Consider the following 18,544-nt stretch of genomic DNA (forward strand, 5'->3'; position numbering starts at 1 on the left):
CTGAACGGATTCCCGAGGTACAATGAAACAACTTGATTTATGCGGCGCGTGGACATTCTCAAAGGAGGGGTCGAAGCCGTCGTGGCCCGGGACTGTCCCCGGGTGCGTGCATACCGATCTGCTGGCGGCTGGAGAAATCGAAGATCCGTTTTACCGGGACAACGAGGCTGGGCTCCAGTGGATCACCCGCGAGAACTGGGTGTATGAACGGACATTCCAGATGGAGGACTGGAGCGCGTTTGACCGGGTGCTGCTCCGCTGCGAGGGGTTGGACACGATCGCCACCGTGACGCTCAACGACGCCGAGCTCGGCACGACGGACAACCAGTACCGGACATGGGAGTTCGACGTCACGGGCGTCATCCGGACGGGGCGCAACACCCTCCGCATCCGCTTCGAGTCGCCCCTGGCCTACATCGAGCGCCGGGCCGCGGGCGAGCGGCCGCTGCCGGGCTGGGCGCCGCCGCATGAGACGGCCCTCCGCCCCTGGATCCGCAAGTCGCCGTGCAGCTTCGGCTGGGACTGGGGACCGGTGCTGACCAGTTCCGGAATCTGGAGGCCACTGGAGATCGTGGCCTTCAACACCGCCCGGATCACCGATGTGCGGGTGCGTCAGGACCACTCCCGGATCAAGCAGGGGGTGGTCGGCCTCGACATTGACGGTGTCGCGGAGATCGCACCGTCTCGCGACGGGGTGGCGCTCGACGCCCATGCGCGGGTCTATTACAAGGGCGCCGTGATTGCCGAGGCGCGCGGAAAATGGTCGGATGGCCGGACGCATCTGCACATCGATGTCCGCAACGCGCAACTGTGGTGGCCCGCCGGCATGGGCGACCAGCCGCTGTACGAGGTGGTCCTCAACGTGCTGCAGCAGCGCGTTCACATCGCGCACGCCTCCCGTCGCGTCGGCTTGCGGACGTTGCGGCTGGATCGCCACGAGGACACCTGGGGAGAGTCGTTCCAGTTCGTGATCAACGGAATCCCGTTCTTTGCCAAAGGGGCCAATTGGATTCCGGCCGACGCTTTCGTCGTCCGCCTCACGCGGGTGGAGTATGCCCGCCTCATCAAAGCCGCGGCCCTGGCGAACATGAACATGCTTCGCGTCTGGGGCGGCGGCATCTACGAGAGCGACGCCTTTTACGATTTGTGCGACGAATACGGCATTTGCGTCTGGCAGGACTTCATGTTTGCCTGCGCGGCTTATCCCGCGTTCGACGAGGCCTGGATGGCCAACGTTCGGATCGAGATCGAGCAGAACGTCAGCCGCCTGCGCCACCACCCCTCGATCGCGCTGTGGTGCGGCAACAACGAGCTGGAGCAGGGGCTGGTGGGCGACACGTGGAGCAGCAGGCAGATGAGCTGGGAGGATTACGGCAAGCTGTTCGACCGACTCATCGCCGGGGTGGTTGCGGAGCAGGATCCACAGCGCGACTACTGGCCGTGCAGTCCCCATACCCCGCCCCCGGGCGACCGGAAGAATCACGCCGATCCCGCGCGCGGGGATGCGCACCTGTGGGACGTGTGGCACAGCCGCCAGCCGTTCGAATGGTACCGCACATCCCACCACCGGTTTTGCAGCGAATTCGGATTTCAGAGTTTTCCAGAACCGCGCGCGGTGGAGCGATACACCGCGCCGTGCGACCGCAACATCACCAGCCCGGTGATGGAGCGGCACCAGCGCAGCGGCATCGGCAATGCGGTGATCATGCACTACATGCTCGACTGGTACCGCATGCCGAACGGCTTTGAGAACACGCTGTGGCTGAGCCAGATTCAGCAGGGAATGGCGATCAAGTATGCGGTGGAGCATTGGCGGCGCAACCGACCGCGCTGCATGGGCGCCCTGTACTGGCAGCTCAACGACTGCTGGCCGGTCGCGAGCTGGGCGTCGATCGATTACGAGGGCCGCTGGAAGGCGCTGCATTACATGGCCCGCCGCTTCTATGCGCCGTTGCTTGTGTCGGGCGTCGAAAAGCCCGAGGACGGAACTGTCGACATCCATGCGGGCAACGACCCGCTCAAGCCCTTCAATGGCAAGCTGGCCTGGCGCATCACGCGGGTTGACGGCAAAGTCGTCCGCAGCGGCGCGATGCCGGTGATGCTCGCCGCCGGCAGCACCGCTCTGCTGACGACGCTGGCGCTGTCGGACCTGATTGCCCAACATGGCGCGCGCAACCTGATCGTGTGGCTGACGATGCTCGATGGCGAGGGCGCGGCGGTCTCGTGGAACGTGGTGACCTTCTGCCGGCCCAAGCACATCGAATGGCATCCGCCGAATCTCAAGGTCGAGATCCGCGCCTGGGACGACAACAGCTACGCCGTCACCCTGTCTTCCAAGGTTCCGGTGTTGTGGCTGTGGGCCTCGCTCAAGGGTATCGATGCCAAATTCGACGACAATTTCATTTGCTTGGAACCGGCGCGGCCGATGCGCATCCGGGTGACGCCAGCCGTTCGGATGAAGATCGACGATTTTCGCGAGGCGCTCGTCCTGCGGTCGGTCTGGGACACCTATCAGGATCCGTGCGGTGAAGCGCCCGTGCCGGCCGCCCTGCCGTTGAACCGGGTGGCCCTCTTGGCGCGGCGGGTCGCGGCCCAACAGGAAGCGACACGGAAAGGCGGCAAGACGGTTCGCACACGAAAAAAGCGTTAATGGTTCAGAAAAGGAAGGATCAGATGAGGAAACAGACGAGCAAGCAGGCGGCGTATGCGCTGGGCGTGGATTACGGCACGAACAGTTGCCGGGCTTTGTTGGTGGACGTGGCTGACGGAACGGAGGTCGCTTCGGCCGTTTTCCCCTATCCGACCGGTGAAGCGGGAATCATTCTCGACCCGAAGGATCCGAATGTCGCGAGGCAGAATCCGCAGGATTACATCGACGGCTTCATCCACACGGTCGCCACGGTGGTGCGTGATGCGGCTAAAAAGGTCAAAGGTTTTTCTCCCGAACAGGTGGTCGGCATCGGCGTCGACACCACGGGTTCGACGCCGCTGCCGGTGAACGCCGACGGCATTCCGCTGGCGATGACACCGAAATTCCGCAAGCACCCGGCGGCGCAGGCGTGGCTGTGGAAGGACCACACGGGTTGGTCGGAGGCGGCGCGCATCACCGAGGCGGCCCACCAGGCGGGCGTCCCGTATCTGGCCAAGTGCGGCGGCACCTATTCAAGCGAGTGGTTCTGGTCCAAGATCTGGCACTGCGAACAGACGGCTCCCGAGGTATTTGACGCCGCATATACCTGGGTCGAATTGTGCGATTTCGTCCCGGCGTTCGTGACTGGAAACATGAAGCCCGAGCGGATCGCGCGGTCGATTTGCGCGGCCGGGCACAAGGCGATGTTCGGCACGGCTTGGGGCGGACTCCCTTCCAAGGCGTTTCTGAAGAAGCTCTCGCCCAAGCTGGCAGCGTTGCGCGACCGGTTGTATGAGACCACGATGGCGTCGGACGAGATCGCGGGCTTTCTGACCGAGGATCTGGCTCGCGCGGTCGGGTTGCCGCGTGGTGTGCCCGTCGCCGTGGGCGCCTTCGACGCACATCATGGCGCGGTTGGGGCGGGGATCAAGCCGGGGCGGCTGGTGAAGATCATCGGCACATCGACGTGCGACATCCTCGTCGGGCCGGAGCGGGCCGCGATCGCCGACATTCCGGGCGTGTGCGGTCTGGTTCCCGGTTCGGTCGTTCCCGGCATGATTGGCCTCGAGGCCGGACAGTCGGCCGTGGGCGACATCTTCCTCTGGTTCGCGCGCAACGGCTGTCCCGCCGAGTATCGCCGGGCCAGCGACGGCGCGTCGATCGCCGCGCTCGAACAGGCGGCGGCTGGGCAGAAGCCGGGCGCGTCGGGGTTGGTCGCGTTGGACTGGAACAACGGCAACCGCACGGTACTGGTCGACCCGCTGCTCAGCGGCCTGATGGTGGGGCAGACGCTCCATACGACGGCGCCTGAGCTGTTTCGCGCGCTGGTCGAGGCCACGGCCTTCGGCGCGTGCACGATCATCCGGCGCTTCGAGGAGCATGGGGTCGCGGTCCGTGAAGTGGTGACCTGCGGCGGCATTGCCGAGAAAAGTCCATTCCTGATGCAAATCTACGCGGATGTCTGCAACCGGCCGATGCGGATCAGCCGGTCGGCGCAGACTTGCGCGCTGGGCGCGGCGATTTTTGGCGCGGTTGCGGGCGGCGCGTACCGCACCACGGCGGCGGCTCAGAAGGCGATGACCGGCGTCAAAGACATCGTCTACAAGCCCATCGCGGCCCACGTCAAGGTTTACGCCGAGCTGTACGAGGTGTACCGCTCGCTGCACGACGCATTTGGCAAGACCGGTTTGCATCCCGATCTGGAGGGGGTGATGAAGAAACTCATCGCCATCCGCCAGAAGGCGCGGCAATAAGGGTAGGCTCGAAAGCGGAGGCACACATGCTGGAGGCGCTCAAGCAGGAAGTTCTGGAGGCCAACCTGGATCTGGTCAGGCACGGGCTGGTGATCCTGACGTGGGGGAACGTCAGCGCGATTGACCGGCGTTCGGGCCGGGTGGTGATCAAGCCCAGCGGCGTGGCCTACGACGCGATGAAGGTCGGCGACCTCGTCGTCACCGACCTCGACGGCCGGGTCGTGGAGGGCGCGTTGCGCCCCTCCTCCGACTTGCCGACGCACTTGGCGCTGTACCGCGCGTGGCCGGAAATCGGCGGCGTGGTGCACACCCATTCGTTTCATGCGACGATGTTCGCACAGGCGTGCCGCGAGATTCCGTGCCTGGGCACGACTCACGCCGACCACTTCCACGGGCCGGTTCCGGTGACGCGCGTGCTGACCGAGGCCGAGGTGACGGGCGACTACGAGGCTAACACCGGCGCGGTGATCATCGAGCGTTTTTGTGAGCTGGCTCCCGCGCATGTGCCGGCCGTGCTGGCCGCCAACCACGGGCCTTTCGCCTGGGGCGCCAGCGCCCGCGAGGCGGTGCACAACGCCGTCGCGCTCGAAGCCGTGGCGCGTATGGCGCTCGGCACACTCCAGATCAACCCCGGTATCGGGCCGATTCCGACCTATGTGCTTGAGAAACACTTTGGCCGGAAGCACGGACCCAACGCCTATTACGGGCAGGCCCGATAACATGAACACACGTCGTTGCCGGTCAGTCTGGCAGTCTCGCCACTGGCTCCGATGGGCCTGTCCGGCTCTGGCACTGCTTCTGTTTGTGACTGCCGGGTGCCGCACCACACCGCCGACAGAGTCGGCGGTGGCGGCGATCACCCGCGAGCTGGCGACCACGAACGATGCGGGCGTGGTGGTCAGCGGTCGCGATGTGGCTTATGAGGACATGGCCCTGCTGGTCGAGGCGATCCTGCTGGTCAAGCAGGGCTATGTCGAGGAGCGACCGTTCCGCGAGCTGCTCTATGGCGCGATCGACGGGATGCTGGTTTCGCTCGATCCGCACAGTGCGTTTTTGCAGCCCTCAACCTATGAAGCGCTCCAAGAGGAGACCCATGGATCGTTCTGCGGGATCGGCATCACGATCGGCGTGCAGAACGGCATGCTCACCGTCATTGCGCCGATCGAGGATTCGCCGGCCTTTCGCCAGGGGCTACACTCGGGCGACCGCATCGCGGCGGTCGAGGGGACCACGACTCGTGGCATGACGGTGGATCAAGCCGTCAGGCGCCTGCGGGGGGCGCGCGGCACGGCTGTGACCCTCACGATCCACCGAGAGGGGGCCGAGCCGAGGGACGTGACGATTGTGCGCGACGAGATCCGGCTGATCAGCGTCAAGGGCGCGCGTCTGCTCGAAGACGGCAACGGCTATGTCCGCATCATCCAGTTTGGAGAGAAGACCCCGGCCGAGTTTGACGGGGCGCTGCGGGGCCTGCGCGCGCAGAATCTCAAGGGTCTGGTCATTGACCTGCGGGGAAATCCGGGCGGCCTGCTCGAATCGGCGGTGGAGGTGGCGCAGCATTTTCTTCCCGAGCGCGCGCCGGTCGTGACCATCCGGGGGCGCGCGGGCACGTCACAGGAACGGGTGTTTCGCGCGGCGGGCCCGGACCACGATGCGGCGCTGCCGCTGGCGGTGCTGATCAACCGCGGCAGCGCCAGCGCATCGGAGATCGTCGCTGGCGCCCTGCAGGACCACGCGCGCGCCGTGATTGTGGGCGAGACCTCGTTCGGCAAGGCCTCGGTGCAGAACGTGATCCCGACCCAGACGCGGCCGTCGTGCGCGGTAAAGCTCACGACCGCCCATTATTTCACGCCGCTGGGCCGGCTGATTCATGGGAAAGGGATTGTGCCGGGCGAGGCGATTCCCATGAAGCAGGAGCAGTGGCGCCAGGTGCAGCTCAAGCGGCTGTACGAGGAGATGCCCGACGCCTACCCGGTCGATCAACGCGAATCGGTGGCCGATGCTGTCGACACCCAGTTGGAACGGGCCCTCGCGCGGTTGCGTCCGGCGGCGCCCGGCAACGCGCAGGACGCCGAGGCATCGCAGGCGCCGCAGGGAACGAGCCCCGAAGCAATCCCGCCCTCTGAATAACCCTCTCAGCCCGAGCCCCATGACCCTTCTTGGCATTGAGACTTCCTGTGACGAAACGGCGGCGGCGGTGGTGCGCGGCGGGCGGGAGGTGCTGTCGAGCGTGGTCTACAGCCAGATCCCGCTGCATCAGCCGTATGGCGGTGTCGTGCCTGAGATTGCCTCGCGCAGCCACGTCGAGAAGGTTGGGTCGGTCATCCGGGAGGCTGTCGAAGGCGCGGGCATTGGCTGGAATGGCATTGATGGCATCGCCGTGACCTATGGACCGGGGCTGGCGAGTTCGCTGCTGGTGGGTCTCTCGGCCGCCAAGGGCTTGGCGGTGGCGCTTGGCAAGCCGCTGATTGGCATCAATCACATCGAGGCGCACGTCCATTCGGTGTTTCTCTCGCCCGGCGCGCCGGACCCGGCGGAGGCCCTTCCGCTGCTGGCGCTCGTGGTCTCGGGCGGCCACTCCTGCCTGATTGATGTGCCGGCCATCGGCGCGTACACCGTGATCGGTCAGACCTTGGACGATGCGGCTGGCGAGGCCTTTGACAAGGCGGCCAAACTGCTGGGCCTCGGTTATCCCGGCGGCCCCGCGATCGATCGCGCCGCGCGCGGGGCTGCGCTGCGTCCGGGCCTCGACTTTCCGCGCGGGCGCGTGCAGCCGGACAATCCCGGGCTGTGCGGGATGCGGGCCGACTTGTGCGTGAGTTTTAGCGGACTCAAAACCGCGCTGCTGTACCTGATTCGGGAACAGCCGCCGCAGGGCGATGACGATGTGTGCGCGATTGCCGCCGCCTACCAGGAGGCGATCGTGGCGGCGCTGGCCGAACGCTGTGACCGGGCGCTGGCGGGCGGACGCTATCGCTATCTGGCGGCCGGCGGCGGCGTCTCCCTCAACCGCTCCCTGCGCGAGCGCCTGCAGACTGTGGCGGCGCGCCGGGGGGTCAGCCTGCTGCTGGCCGAACCCCGATACTGCGGCGACAACGCCGCGATGATCGCCGGGCTGGCCGGCGCGGGTGGCGGCACCTGCGGCGACCAGACCCTCGCCCTCGACGCCGTGCCGAGTCTGGCAATAGAATACAATTGACTGTATATGCATGCGCAGGGTTACACACCAGCAACATGGCGCTATCGAGTAGGACCCTATCGTATTTTTTTTGCTCTGGATGAGTCCGAGCGCATGGTGTTCGTTCTATCGATCGATGATCGAAAGGATGCGTACAGATAATCCGGAAGGGAAACAAGGCATTCCAACAGAATGAACCGAGGAGGATGACACCCGCCGAGCATTGCTGCTTCGCGGGTTGACATGCGATATGCCTTACAGTATAGTAAGAAAAAACAGAGCAGTAAGGAAATCAACCGACATGGTCACAGCCTCATTGACAAGCAAAGGTCAGATTACTATTCCTAAGACCGTCCGAGATACTCTGCGCCTTCACACCGGCGATCGGATTGTGTTCATCGTGCAGGGTGAAGTCGAAGCCATTATGCGGCCGGCCACGCGCACGGTGGATCAGGTCTTTGGTCGCCTGCACAAATCCGGTCAGGCGCGAAGGACCGTGGCCGAAATGAATCAGGCCATTGCCCGGCGAATGCAGGCGAGACAATCATGATTGCGCTCGACACGAATATCCTCGTCCGCTTTCTGGTGCGCGACGACGAAACGCAGGCACATCTCGTCTATGCCCGCTTCAAGCGGGCCGAGTCCGCACGCGAAACGTTGTTCGTGCCTCTGGTGGTGCTGCTCGAAACGTTCTGGGTTCTGGAAAGCGCTTATGATAAGACCCGAACAGAAATTCTCGACGCGCTGGAAGACCTGAAGAACATGCCGATATTGAAATTCGAGAAGGATCAAGTGCTCCACCGGCTCCTATTCGAAGGCCGCAAAAACCAGTTGGATGTTTCTGATCTTCTCATTGCCCTGAGCGCACAATCTTGCGGCTGCACGGAAGGACTCACTTTCGACAAAAAGGCCACCTCATTTCCGTTTTTCCGTTTGCTGACACACACCGGGACGTAGTATTCCGCGCCCCGCCAGCCAGTAGCCAGTGTTGCACTGGCTACTGGCTGGCGGGTTCCGAAACATTTTATCCCACATGCGGCAAGAATACGCTTCGCTTCTGACCCCATTGCCGGATCAGCCGCGGATGCGGGCGAGAAGCTCGTCGCGTTTGCCGATCATCAGGTCGCGGGTCTTGGCTTCGACGTTGAGGCGGACGAGCGGCTCGGTGTTGGAGCAGCGGACGTTGAACCACCAGTCCGCGTACTCCACGGAGATGCCGTCCAGCTCGAAGCCGTTCCCGTCGGCATAGGCCGCCTTAATACCGGCGAGGATCGCGCGTGGGTCGCCGGTGACATGGGTATTGATCTCGCCGCTCGCGCTATAGACGCGCAGGGGAGCGATGAGCGCCGAGAGCGGCTTGCCGGCTCGGCTGACAATGTTGGCGATCGAGAGGACCGCAAGCGCCGACGACTCGGTGGTGTAGTTGTCTTTGAAATAGTAGTGGCCCGACAGCTCGCCCGCGAACAGGGCGTCGTGTTCGCGCATCTGTTGCTTGATGAAGGCATGGCCGACACGCGACATCATCGGCGTGCCTCCCGCCGCGTGGATCGTCTCCTTGACGATCCACGACGAGCGCAAATCGTAGAAGATCACGCCTTTCCGCGTGGAGAGAATATCCTGGGCGATGAGCGCGGTCACGAGATCCATGGGGATGACCGCGCCGGTTTCGTCCACAAAGCCGACACGGTCGGCGTCGCCGTCGAACGCCGCGCCGAAGGCATAGTTGCCGCTGCGGACGCGTTCCTGCAGAGCTTCGAGCGTCTCGACGTTCAGCGGGTTCGCCTCGTGATTAGGGAATGTGCCATCGGGCGTGTCAAACAGGGGGTCGATGCACAGCAGCCCCGTCAGCGTCTTGGCCTCCCAGATGCCCATGCCGTTGGCCATGTCGGCGGCGATGCGAAGCGGCCCACCGGCATGATTAAAACCGGCGACATGGGCCGTGTACGCAGGGAGAATGTCATGGGTCGTGATGGTTCCGGTTCGCGCCGCCCGGGGCGCAAAAGACCCCGACTGAACGATCCGTTCGATATCGGCGATTCCAGAGGCTCCGGAAATCGGCACCACGCCTTTGCGGCAGAGTTTGAAGCCGTTCCACTCGCCCGGGTTGTGTGAGGCGGTGATCATCACCGAGGCGTCGGCGCCGAGTCGGCCGTTGGCATGATAGGACATCGGCGTGGAGCACCAACCGATGTCGATCACGTCTGCGCCCTGTTCGTTGATCCCCTTCGCCAGCGCGGCGAACAGGGGTTCTGAGTGCGGGCGGATGTCGCGTCCGATCACAACCTTCCGGCAGCAGTCGCCCAGATAGGTAACAAACGCGCGGCCGATGCGGTACGCAGTTTCCGCCGTCAGGTCGGTTCCGTAAATGCCCCGGATGTCATAGGCTTTGAAGATGCCAGCCATAGGTGTATGTGGGTGTGTGGCGTGATCGATAACAGACTGGTGCGCCTGGCGGGGATCGAACCCACAACCTTCAGCTCCGGAGGCTGACGCTCTGTCCAATTGAGCTACAGGCGCGAGAAGAGGACACATGATAGAGGTTCGGGCTGCAGAGAGCAAGCGCCGTTTTACCTTCATCCTTCCCATTGACGGCGCGGGTGGGCTGGTGTACGGTATCCGAAGTTCACACAGGGAGCCAAGCGATTCATGACAGCAGACAACACAGCGGGCGGTTGGAACGGCAGCGGGGGACGCGCGCCGCGGATTCTGCTTTTCACCGGCGATGGCAAGGGCAAGACGACCGCCGCGTTAGGAATCGCGCTGCGCGCATCCGGGCACGGCCTGCAGACGCTGATCGTGCAGTTCATCAAGGCGCATGCCGCGACGGGCGAGTTGGCGGCGCTGCGGATGTTGGCGGGGGTGGAGGTTCGTCAGGCAGGACTCGGTTTTGTTCCCCGGTCCGACGACGCGCCGCAGTTTGCCGCGCACCGCCATGCGGCGGCCGAAGGGCTGCGCGCGGCGGCTGCGGAGCTGGCGTCGGGGCGCTACCGGGTGGTCATTCTGGACGAGGTGTGCACCGCCGTGGCCCGCGGCCTGCTGGATGAGGATTCCGTCGTCGCCGCGCTCAGCCAGGCGCCCGCAGATGGCGTCATCGTGCTGACCGGCCGCGGCGCGACACCGGGTCTGATCGCGCGGGCCGACACGGTGACGGAGATGCGCTGCATCAAGCACGGTTTCGACGCGGGTCTTCCGGCGCAGCCCGGTGTGGAGTGCTAGTCATCCCGGCATTTGCAGGGCGGCGGCGAAGGCGCCGTCGGTGCCGTGGCGGACGGGATGGCGCGCGACGGTGGCGAGCAGGCGCAGGCCGGATGAGGCGAGGCAGAGCCGCTCGATCTGCCGCGCGTTCTCCTCGGGTTCGAGGCTGCAGGTGGAGTAGACGAGGATGCCGCCGGGCGCCAAGAGCGCCAGGGCGTTGGTGAGGATCGCGCGCTGGTGGTGCACCAGCGTCTGCAGGCGATGGGCGTTGAAGCGCCAGCGGGCGTCGGGCCGGCGGCGGAGGACGCCGGTGTTGGAGCAGGGGACGTCGAGGAGGATGCGGTCAAAGCGACCGCCGGCCTCGGCGGGGGTGAGGCGTGAGGCGTCGCCGGGTACGGCACGGACCCAGCCCATCCCGGCGCGCGCCAGATTCTCGTGGAGAAAAACGAGCCGATCCTTGTGCGCATCCAGCGCGATCAGCTCGCCCGGAGGCGTGGCGCCGCGGGCGCCGGCGAGCAGGCGCGAGGCGATCTGCAGGGTCTTGCCGCCGGGCGCGGCGCAGGCGTCGAGAATGCGCTGCCCGGGACGGACGTCCAGAAGGTCAACCGCGGCGCGGGTCGCCGGATCCTGGACGACAAACCACCCCTCGGCGAATCCGGGGAGGGTCTCCAGCCGCGGCGCGCCGTGGGGGAGCGTCACGGCGGTGTCGGGCGCGGCGGGGTGGGGGACCGCCGCGAGGGTTTCGCATCCGGGACAGGCCGCCAGACGCGCGATCCAGTCGGCCGCGCCGATGCCGCAGTGCGGGAGCAGGGCGATGATGGTCTCGGCGGGGCGGTTGTTCCATTCGCAGAGCGCGGCGGTCTCGGCCTCGCCATACTGCTCCACCCAGCGGGCGACGAGGGCATCGGGGTGCGAGAGGCGGACGGCCAGCGGCTGGCGGGCGAGCTCGGCGGTGAGTGCCTCGCGGTTGCGCAGAAGATTGCGGAGGACGGCATTGACGAAGCCTGCCGAGCGCTTGGATGCCTGCTTCGCCGCCTGGACGGTCGCGTCAACGGCGGCGTAATCGGGGACGCCGGGCATGTAGAACAGTTGATAGGCGCCGGAGAGGATGGCAGCGAGCGTCTCGCCAGTGGGCATCTTCTCGACGTGCCGCGCGAGGAGCCAGTCGAGGGCCCGGCGCTGACGCACCGTGCCGTAGACGAGGTCCATCACAAAGCCGCGATCAGGGCAATCGGGGATGATGCGATCAGGAAAGTCCTGGGAACTCAGCCAGCGCGACAAGACGCGGATGGCGGTACGGCGGGACGTGGCGGCGGGGGTGACGGTCTCGGTGGTGTGTGTCATGTGGAGTGCTTCGGATTGTGAGGGGCGACCTGCCGGCCGCCCGTACGTCGCAGCCTCAACTGGCCGCAGGCGGCGTCGGCCTGGCGGCCGCGCGAGTGGCGGAGGGTGGTGTTGATCCGCGCCTGCTCCAGAACGGCCTGGAAGCGGGCGCACGTTTCGGCGTCGGGCGGGTGGCCGTCAAAGGCGGCGACCGGGCTGAGCGGAATCAGGTTGACCCGGCAATGCAGGGGTCGGAGGAGGCGCGCAAGGAGTTCGGCATGGCGGGGTTGGTCATTCAGGCCTCGGACGAGGGTGTACTCGAAGGTGATGATCCGGCCGGTGCGCGCTGTGTAGTCGGCACAGGCGGCGAGCAGTTCGGCGATCGGCCAGCGGGCGGCCACGGGCAGGAGCGACTGGCGCAAGCGGTCATCCGGGGCGTGGAGCGAGACCGAGAGCTCGACCTGCAGCCCCTCGTCGGCGAGGCGGCGGATGCCGGGGACGACGCCGCAGGTGCTGAGGGTCATGCGGCGGGCGCCGATGGTGAGTCCGCCGGGGGCGTTGAGGACGCGGATGGCGCGGAGGGTGTTGTCGTAGTTGGCGAGCGGTTCGCCCATGCCCATGAAGACCACATTTTCAGGCCGGGCATCGGGCGCGGCATTTGGTGTGGCGCGGAGTTCGCGGGCGGCGGCGAAGACCTGTCCGACGATCTCGCCCGCATCCAGATCACGGGCCAGGCCCAGGGCGCCGCTGGCGCAGAAGGCGCAGCGGAAGGCGCACCCGGCCTGGGTGGAGACGCAGAGGGTTTGGCGGTCGCGGGAGGGGATGAGGACCGATTCGATCCGCTCGCCGTCCCGGCAGGCGAGGAGGAACTTGGTGACGCCGTCGGGGGATGCCGTGCGCTCGCAGACCGTGAGGGCCGACAGGTCGCAGCGGCCCGCGAGGGTCCGGCGGAGCGCGGCGGGCAGGTTGGTCATCTGCTCCCAGTCGGCGACCAGGCGGCAGGCAACCCACTGCCAGAGCTGCGCCGCGCGGAACGCGGGGACGTCGAGCTCGGCGCAGAGCCTCTTCCAGTCATCGGGCAGAAAGCCGGCGGCAAGGGGAATGGTGGTGGCGGCAGGCATAAGTCGGTTAGTCCGGACGGCGCATCACTCCTGGTTGTTCGCGGTGGAGGCGGGTGTGCGGATGATGATCCGGCGCGAGGTGCGGTCGGGGAGGACGGTCAGGGCGACCTGCACGGCGTCCGGTGGAAGGAGGTCGCCGGCCCGTTCCGGCCATTCGATGGCGACGATGGCGCCGCTCTCCAGATAGTCGGGGAAGCCGATGGCCAGAAGGTCGTCGGGGCCGGTCAGGCGGTACAAATCCATGTGGACGAGGCGTCCGCCGGGGCCGGTGTAGTCGCCGACGAGGGTGAACGTGGGGCTGGTCACGGGGCGGGCGATGCCGAGGGTGTGGGCGATGCCCTGGACAAAAGCGGTTTTGCCGACGCCGAGGTCCCCGGAAAGGGCGACCACGCCCCCGCGCGGCAGGAGGGACGTGACACCGGCGGCCAGGCGCCAGGTTTCGGCAAGCGAATGAACGGTCTGGTCTGTCGTCATGGGATAGAGTATGATGCAAACGGTTCGTTTTGACGAGTCAGAAGCTGGGCGAAGGGAGTCACTCATGACCAACTACAAACTGGTGATGCCTGAACACTTGAACCACTACGGGTTTCTCTTCGGCGGCAATCTCCTCAAGTGGGTTGACGAATTCGCCTGGATGGCGGCGAGCCTGGACTATCCGGGATGCCAGCTCGTGACGATCGCCATGGACGCGGTGGAGTTTAAGAAGGGGGCTCGTGACGGGGCAATCCTCCGCTTCGAGATCGAGCGGGCGCGCGAGGGGCATACGTCGGTGACCTATCGCGTGATGGTTTTCCGGCGGACGCTGCACGAAATGACGGAAGAGGAGATGTTCGGCACCGCCATCACCTTTGTGCGGGTCGGCGCGGGCGGGGTCAAGCTGCCGTTGCGGGACGCGGCCGGAATCTGACGCATGCCACAGGAAACGCGCGGAAGTGGGTATGTGAGTCTGTGCACCGCGCCGGTAGGGCGGCGGCGTCCCGCCGCGCCGCAGATCAAGACGAATGCCACAGGGAGTGGGGGAAGGTCCGTCCCTAGTCAGGTTCTTGGGATCTCCATCCCGATGAAGCGCTTGCAGAACCGGGGAAGGATGTGCGGTTCTGATATGCGGACCTTTGTCGTGAGCTTTGTCGCGAGCTTTGTTGAACCCTCTATGGGCGAACCGGTTGCGATTCGACAACGCTCACGACAAAGCTCGCGACAAAGAGGGTGGAATGGCTTAACTTAGCGCCATTCGGGACGGACCTTCCGTCCTTCCGCCTCAGCCGGGCTGAGTGGGGGGGGGGGACTCAGTCCCAGGCCAAACCTTCTGCTTATCTCCTTCCGACTATCCTTACGATCCGCAAGATAGGCCGCAAGTCGGCATCATGACATCCCAATTTCCGTTGCTGCGTCCACCGTATTCATCTATTATCTACACCGTTGTGGAGATAGCCTGAAACGGCTTGATCACTTGTTCACCAAGGAGATGATGCCGATGAAAATCAAGAACCTGATAGGCATAGTGACAGTACTTTCGGTTTCACTCGCCGGATCGATGTGTATGGCACGTGATTCCGGGATGACCGTCGCTGTGGCGACAACAAACCTGCAATCTGGAGCAGTACTTGCAACGAACAACATTGCCCAAGGGTTTGTAAAAGATGCGAATTTGCCAGATGACTTCATCACCGGACAAGATATGAAAGTCCTGTTAGGAGTTAAGCTCGCAAAGCCGGTCAAGAAAGGGGAACCCATCAAGAAGTCTGATCTCGACAATCCCCCCAAAGCCGTTCAGAGCTCAAAACCGAAAGTCTTTGACTTGACAATCGAGTGACATCGTTGCCAGCAATCGGCTCCTGCCGACGCCGGTTTTTGGGCAGGTAGGTGCCTTGGCTCATCATCTGTTTTGGTGTGTTCGTGGGAGCTTCATTCTTGTGGAGACTGATCTACGATAAAACCAGAGGGCTCACGGTCGTGGTAGCTTCGCACATTCTTGCTGACCTTGGTTGGGAGGGCGACCTGGTTGTCGGGGCGAACGCGACGGGCTACCTGGTGACGCTGGTGGAGCGGGTCACGCGCTTCACGCTTGTGGGCTGGTCGCGGACCAAGGAGGCGGACGAGGTGGCTGCCGAGGTCATCCGCCGGCTCGGCATGATCGGCGTGGCCTGCACGGGGATCACGTTCGACAACGGGTAATCGTTCACGACCCCGCCGTTTGGATTGGTGGTGCATCCCCTCGACGCTCCGAACGTCCGACGAAGCCGTGCGCGAAGCGTAAACGACAAGGTGTGCGACGAAGACCGCCGACGAAGTGTTTGGCCAACACCCGCTCGACACGTCGTCCCTACACCTCGGCGCACGCTTCGTCGTTTACGCGTCGTCACCACATTTCGTCGAGCGGTTCATCCTGCTCACCCAGGCTTTGCCGCGCCTACGCGCCCTACACACCAGTTTGCAAGTGCCTCTTCGGGCACGGCGAGAAGCACCTGGCCAACACGCTGGCGTCCCTCAACATCTTCGCGTTCCTGTCGCGCACCGTCCTTGAACTCGTCGGCCGTGGAGACACGACGCCACGCGCGTCTCCCAGGCGTGACGCGGCAACACCGGTTCGGCATCCATCGGCAACCCAGCAAAATACCGCCGTCACGCTTCAAGAGCTTGCATCGGGCCACAACCCATGCTCAAAATCACTAGCTCCCCCAATAATCATTCCGCGACCCGACCCCAAAATTAGAATTGCTGCCGCCGCCGCCCAACCTGCGCTTGTAAACTCCGCCGTTCTGTGTCAAAATGAACCCGCTTTCACACGAAGGAACGAATGGCCCACTCGCCAGTGTTGCACTGGCTACTGGCTGGCGCGACGCTAAACATGTCGAAGCATCGTACTTTACAAGGGGCAGCCGTCACCCCCTCCACAGGCGCACCGGATGCTCTGGTACCGTTGTTGGATGAATTGCAGGCGGCGGTCGCGCAACAGCGCGGGCACAAGGCGCTCGGACTGGCCAAGTTGCTGCGAAAACATCCCGCCTACGGCCCGCAACACACCGCGCTTGTGGCCCGCGCCTACGAAGTTCGTATGGCCGAAATGCTCGCGTCCGGGCAGCATAAATCTGCGCAGGAGTTGCTGCAGGTGCTGACCGTGCAACAGCCAGCGGTCGTCGCGCTGATTTCCAGCCGTCCGGCCCTGCTTGTCGAACTGGGCGGAGGGGCGGGTCAATTCCTGGCCGGGTACGGACTGGACGCGGCGTTGACCGAAGCGATCGACACGTGCATCCGCCGCGATTGCCGCGATCCGCGCCTGCTGGCCCAGCACCCCCACCTGACGGAGGCGCATCCGTTAAAGGTTGCGGCTGCCACCATCTTGAAGGCGTGGGATGAGATCGAGAGCGGTGCCAGCGCCGAGGCGTACGCGCGTCTCCCGGAGGTTGTCGGCCGGCGCTCGCCGTTCATCGCCTGGCGGCTATTCATCCATGCCTTGCAAGCCGCGTATGCAGGCCACGATGCGGATGTGCCCGCCTTCCTGGACCGGATCGCAGCCGATAGCGCCGTGCGTCCCCTCGCCGATATCCTGCGCCGCATCCTAGCTGGCGAGCCACCGCAGACCCCACGCGAAAGGATAGTGCATGCGAAGCTCGTTGCGCCGTCGCTGCATGGGACACTGGTGCAAATCGACCAGCATCTGGCAGCCGGAGAGTTAACCGAGTCGCGACGGATTTTCGATGAGCTGGCCCGCCAGCCGATCTGGGCAGAACGGAAACACCTGTTCGGCGAAATGGCGGCGCGTTATCTGTTGGCCGCCACCCCCACGATCAACCGGATCTGCAAGGAGCGCGGATCGTTCAATAAAGCGGACGAACTATTTCTATCCTTCCGGCAAAATCAGCAGTTCACGGCAAGCTTTGTCAAATTCATGTACTGGGACGATCACGATTGTGCCGAGGACTGGGAGCTTGTCATCCAGCACAGCAAGCCGCCGCCGCTGGCCATGGCACTGATCTATGACCGGCTGGCCACGATCTGCCTGACGCGGGAAGAGGACGACTCGGATGACGATGCGTTCGACGACAAGTTCGACGATGCGTTCGAGATACATGATCCCGATGCCGATGTCGATGCTGGCCGCCGAGTCGAGAAACTATGGCAAAAGAGCGCGCAGATCCATCCCTTGCGCGAAACGTTTGTTCACTGGCACGCGGCGATGCAGCGTTGCAAGGGGGACGATGAAGCCGCTCTTCAGGCGTGGATCAAGGCCTTCCCGGAGGATGTCACGCCGCTGCTGGAGTTGACCGCGCTTTTCCGATCCAATCGAACACCCCAGAAGGCCTTGTCCATGTTCAAACGGCTGGAAAGCGTGGCGCGCGGTCGGCCCGAAGTCGAGGCCCTGCGGCCGCTGCTGCGTCTCGACAGCGCCGCCGGGCGCCTGACCCGCCGGATGTATGCCGCCGCAGAAAAGGATCTGGACGAAATCGCCCCGAATGCGCCGGAGTTCATCCGGGTCGTCTGCGCCACGCTGCGATGGATTTGCGCCTCGCGGAGCGGTGGCGATGCGGCGGCGCGACGCGCGGCTTGGGAGGTTGCCGGACATCCGATCTGGGCGTACCAAGCCGTAAGCGTGCTGGCGAGTCAGTGGCGTGCGGAGGTGTCGGCGGAGTTGACCGAAGTCGATGCATGGCTAACGGCACAGGCCCGGTCAGCACCCGCGCAATTGGTGTTAGATTTCGCCAAACTGGCTGCACAGCCGGATGCGGTCTGGTCCTTGAAGCGCCGGTTTCCCTGCGGTGCGGTCATCGTTGCCGCCTGTCGGGATCGCTCGGCAGACGCGGATTCGGTGTGGTCTCTCCTGCAAGGTCTTTTCAATCCCCATGTTTTGTCCCAACCGGGAGCACGCGCGCTTTTCTGGGCGCTGACCGGTAACGGCCTGGCACGGCGCGACGCGCGGACGCCGGAGTACCTCGCCTACCGCGCGCTGCTCTACGATCCGTTGTTCATGCCGCCCGACGACAATCCGAATTTCGATGCGCTCGTTGACCGTGTAGATGAATGTCTGGCGGTGGCGCACCACGTGGCTCATGCATCAGGACGCATGGAGGCTGTGCAGGCCGTCGAGTCCCTGTCCCGCCACTGTCGTGCGCCCGTCAATCGCAAACGCCAGAAAGCGCGTCTGACCGACAAGACCCGCGACCGCTTGCTTGAACAGGAGATCGGGATCAGCGCCTGGGATGACGTGCCGGGCCGTCTGAAGGAAAAGGTGCGGCACGGCAGGGTTGATATTTTTTCTGAACTCCAAAGCAAACGGCGCTCGACTCGCGCGCGAACCTCGCGCCCTGAGTCCGGGCCGGACTTCAACCAGCCGGAGTTGTGGTAA

At 64.6% G+C, this 18,544-nt stretch carries 17 protein-coding genes and 1 tRNA gene; 13 read left to right on the forward strand and 5 right to left on the reverse strand.

Annotated elements, in window-relative coordinates:
• Window positions 1–22: 22 nt before the first annotated feature.
• The 8 genes from FJ222_03580 (at window position 23) to FJ222_03615 (ending at window position 8,518) form a co-directional block, all read left to right on the forward strand.
• Entirely contained in the window at window positions 23–2,650 is a 2,628-nt protein-coding gene (locus FJ222_03580) for a glycoside hydrolase family 2 protein (GenBank protein ID MBM4163507.1), read from the forward strand.
• A 23-nt stretch (window positions 2,651–2,673) separates the two neighbouring features.
• Window positions 2,674–4,383, forward strand: coding sequence for a ribulokinase (locus tag FJ222_03585; protein ID MBM4163508.1), 1,710 nt, complete (start codon window positions 2,674–2,676; stop codon window positions 4,381–4,383).
• A 26-nt stretch (window positions 4,384–4,409) separates the two neighbouring features.
• On the forward strand, window positions 4,410–5,102 hold the full coding sequence (locus tag FJ222_03590; protein ID MBM4163509.1) for an L-ribulose-5-phosphate 4-epimerase: 693 nt from the start codon (window positions 4,410–4,412) through the stop codon (window positions 5,100–5,102).
• Window positions 5,038–6,513, forward strand: a complete 1,476-nt coding sequence (locus FJ222_03595) for a S41 family peptidase (protein MBM4163510.1) — start codon at window positions 5,038–5,040, stop codon at window positions 6,511–6,513. The genes FJ222_03590 and FJ222_03595 overlap by 65 nt, the downstream gene beginning before the upstream one ends.
• 19 nt (window positions 6,514–6,532) lie before the next feature.
• Entirely contained in the window at window positions 6,533–7,582 is a 1,050-nt protein-coding gene (gene tsaD / locus FJ222_03600) for a tRNA (adenosine(37)-N6)-threonylcarbamoyltransferase complex transferase subunit TsaD (GenBank protein MBM4163511.1), read from the forward strand.
• Between the two features lie 6 nt (window positions 7,583–7,588).
• On the forward strand, window positions 7,589–7,723 hold the full coding sequence (locus FJ222_03605) for a hypothetical protein (protein MBM4163512.1): 135 nt from the start codon (window positions 7,589–7,591) through the stop codon (window positions 7,721–7,723).
• Between the two features lie 139 nt (window positions 7,724–7,862).
• On the forward strand, window positions 7,863–8,111 hold the full coding sequence (locus tag FJ222_03610; protein ID MBM4163513.1) for an AbrB/MazE/SpoVT family DNA-binding domain-containing protein: 249 nt from the start codon (window positions 7,863–7,865) through the stop codon (window positions 8,109–8,111).
• Complete coding sequence (locus tag FJ222_03615) at window positions 8,108–8,518, forward strand: type II toxin-antitoxin system VapC family toxin (protein ID MBM4163514.1); 411 nt, start codon at window positions 8,108–8,110, stop codon at window positions 8,516–8,518. Before FJ222_03610 ends, FJ222_03615 begins: the two co-directional genes overlap by 4 nt.
• A 117-nt stretch (window positions 8,519–8,635) precedes the next feature.
• Here FJ222_03615 and FJ222_03620 read toward each other — a convergent pair whose 3' ends face one another.
• Together FJ222_03620 and FJ222_03625 are read right to left on the reverse strand one after the other, a co-directional pair.
• Window positions 8,636–9,964, reverse strand: a complete 1,329-nt coding sequence (locus tag FJ222_03620) for a phosphomannomutase/phosphoglucomutase (GenBank protein ID MBM4163515.1) — start codon at window positions 9,962–9,964, stop codon at window positions 8,636–8,638.
• A 37-nt stretch (window positions 9,965–10,001) separates the two neighbouring features.
• Window positions 10,002–10,078: transfer RNA gene (locus FJ222_03625), tRNA-Arg, on the reverse strand.
• A 129-nt stretch (window positions 10,079–10,207) separates the two neighbouring features.
• Here FJ222_03625 and FJ222_03630 point away from each other — a divergent pair.
• On the forward strand, window positions 10,208–10,777 hold the full coding sequence (locus FJ222_03630) for a cob(I)yrinic acid a,c-diamide adenosyltransferase (GenBank protein MBM4163516.1): 570 nt from the start codon (window positions 10,208–10,210) through the stop codon (window positions 10,775–10,777).
• Here the strand turns inward: FJ222_03630 and FJ222_03635 are convergent, their stop codons facing one another.
• From FJ222_03635 to tsaE, 3 genes are read right to left on the reverse strand one after another with little or no spacing between them, the layout of a single operon-like run.
• A complete protein-coding gene (locus tag FJ222_03635; GenBank protein MBM4163517.1) occupies window positions 10,778–12,100 on the reverse strand; it encodes a hypothetical protein in 1,323 nt (440 codons plus the stop codon).
• Window positions 12,097–13,200 (reverse strand): 23S rRNA (adenine(2503)-C(2))-methyltransferase RlmN, encoded by a 1,104-nt coding sequence (gene rlmN / locus FJ222_03640; GenBank protein MBM4163518.1) that lies wholly within the window; start codon window positions 13,198–13,200, stop codon window positions 12,097–12,099. Before rlmN ends, FJ222_03635 begins: the two co-directional genes overlap by 4 nt.
• 24 nt (window positions 13,201–13,224) lie before the next feature.
• The gene (gene tsaE, locus FJ222_03645) at window positions 13,225–13,740 is read right to left on the reverse strand and encodes a tRNA (adenosine(37)-N6)-threonylcarbamoyltransferase complex ATPase subunit type 1 TsaE (protein MBM4163519.1); all 516 of its coding nucleotides are present in this window, start codon (window positions 13,738–13,740) and stop codon (window positions 13,225–13,227) included.
• Between tsaE and FJ222_03650 the strand changes: the two genes are divergently transcribed.
• The 4 genes from FJ222_03650 (at window position 13,739) to FJ222_03665 (ending at window position 18,544) form a co-directional block, all read left to right on the forward strand.
• Window positions 13,739–14,107 (forward strand): acyl-CoA thioesterase, encoded by a 369-nt coding sequence (locus FJ222_03650; protein ID MBM4163520.1) that lies wholly within the window; start codon window positions 13,739–13,741, stop codon window positions 14,105–14,107. The two genes, tsaE and FJ222_03650, sit on opposite strands and share 2 nt — an antisense overlap.
• A 558-nt stretch (window positions 14,108–14,665) precedes the next feature.
• Window positions 14,666–15,013: a hypothetical protein gene (locus FJ222_03655; protein ID MBM4163521.1), complete on the forward strand. Its 348-nt coding sequence runs from the start codon at window positions 14,666–14,668 to the stop codon at window positions 15,011–15,013.
• Between the two features lie 140 nt (window positions 15,014–15,153).
• Window positions 15,154–15,375 carry a hypothetical protein gene (locus tag FJ222_03660; GenBank protein MBM4163522.1) on the forward strand — a complete coding sequence of 74 codons (222 nt, stop codon included), beginning with the start codon at window positions 15,154–15,156 and terminating at the stop codon, window positions 15,373–15,375.
• A 622-nt stretch (window positions 15,376–15,997) separates the two neighbouring features.
• On the forward strand, window positions 15,998–18,544 hold the full coding sequence (locus tag FJ222_03665) for a hypothetical protein (protein ID MBM4163523.1): 2,547 nt from the start codon (window positions 15,998–16,000) through the stop codon (window positions 18,542–18,544).

This window comes from Lentisphaerota bacterium, from assembly GCA_016873675.1.
In the GTDB taxonomy this organism is placed as follows: Bacteria; Verrucomicrobiota; Kiritimatiellia; order RFP12; family JAAYNR01; genus VGWG01.

Bases quoted from the DNA above. Each gene is read 5' to 3' on its own strand.
- FJ222_03580 (MBM4163507.1), top strand. From the start codon at position 23: ATGAAACAACTTGATTTATGCGGCGCGTGGACATTCTCAAAGGAGGGG.
- FJ222_03585 (MBM4163508.1), top strand. From the start codon at position 2,674: ATGAGGAAACAGACGAGCAAGCAGGCGGCGTATGCGCTGGGCGTGGAT.
- FJ222_03590 (MBM4163509.1), top strand. From the start codon at position 4,410: ATGCTGGAGGCGCTCAAGCAGGAAGTTCTGGAGGCCAACCTGGATCTG.
- FJ222_03595 (MBM4163510.1), top strand. From the start codon at position 5,038: ATGTGCTTGAGAAACACTTTGGCCGGAAGCACGGACCCAACGCCTATT.
- tsaD (MBM4163511.1), top strand. From the start codon at position 6,533: ATGACCCTTCTTGGCATTGAGACTTCCTGTGACGAAACGGCGGCGGCG.
- FJ222_03605 (MBM4163512.1), top strand. From the start codon at position 7,589: ATGCATGCGCAGGGTTACACACCAGCAACATGGCGCTATCGAGTAGGA.
- FJ222_03610 (MBM4163513.1), top strand. From the start codon at position 7,863: ATGGTCACAGCCTCATTGACAAGCAAAGGTCAGATTACTATTCCTAAG.
- FJ222_03615 (MBM4163514.1), top strand. From the start codon at position 8,108: ATGATTGCGCTCGACACGAATATCCTCGTCCGCTTTCTGGTGCGCGAC.
- FJ222_03620 (MBM4163515.1), bottom strand. From the start codon at position 9,964: ATGGCTGGCATCTTCAAAGCCTATGACATCCGGGGCATTTACGGAACC.
- FJ222_03630 (MBM4163516.1), top strand. From the start codon at position 10,208: ATGACAGCAGACAACACAGCGGGCGGTTGGAACGGCAGCGGGGGACGC.
- FJ222_03635 (MBM4163517.1), bottom strand. From the start codon at position 12,100: ATGACACACACCACCGAGACCGTCACCCCCGCCGCCACGTCCCGCCGT.
- rlmN (MBM4163518.1), bottom strand. From the start codon at position 13,200: ATGCCTGCCGCCACCACCATTCCCCTTGCCGCCGGCTTTCTGCCCGAT.
- FJ222_03650 (MBM4163520.1), top strand. From the start codon at position 13,739: ATGACCAACTACAAACTGGTGATGCCTGAACACTTGAACCACTACGGG.
- tsaE (MBM4163519.1), bottom strand. From the start codon at position 13,740: ATGAGTGACTCCCTTCGCCCAGCTTCTGACTCGTCAAAACGAACCGTT.
- FJ222_03655 (MBM4163521.1), top strand. From the start codon at position 14,666: ATGATGCCGATGAAAATCAAGAACCTGATAGGCATAGTGACAGTACTT.
- FJ222_03665 (MBM4163523.1), top strand. From the start codon at position 15,998: ATGGCCCACTCGCCAGTGTTGCACTGGCTACTGGCTGGCGCGACGCTA.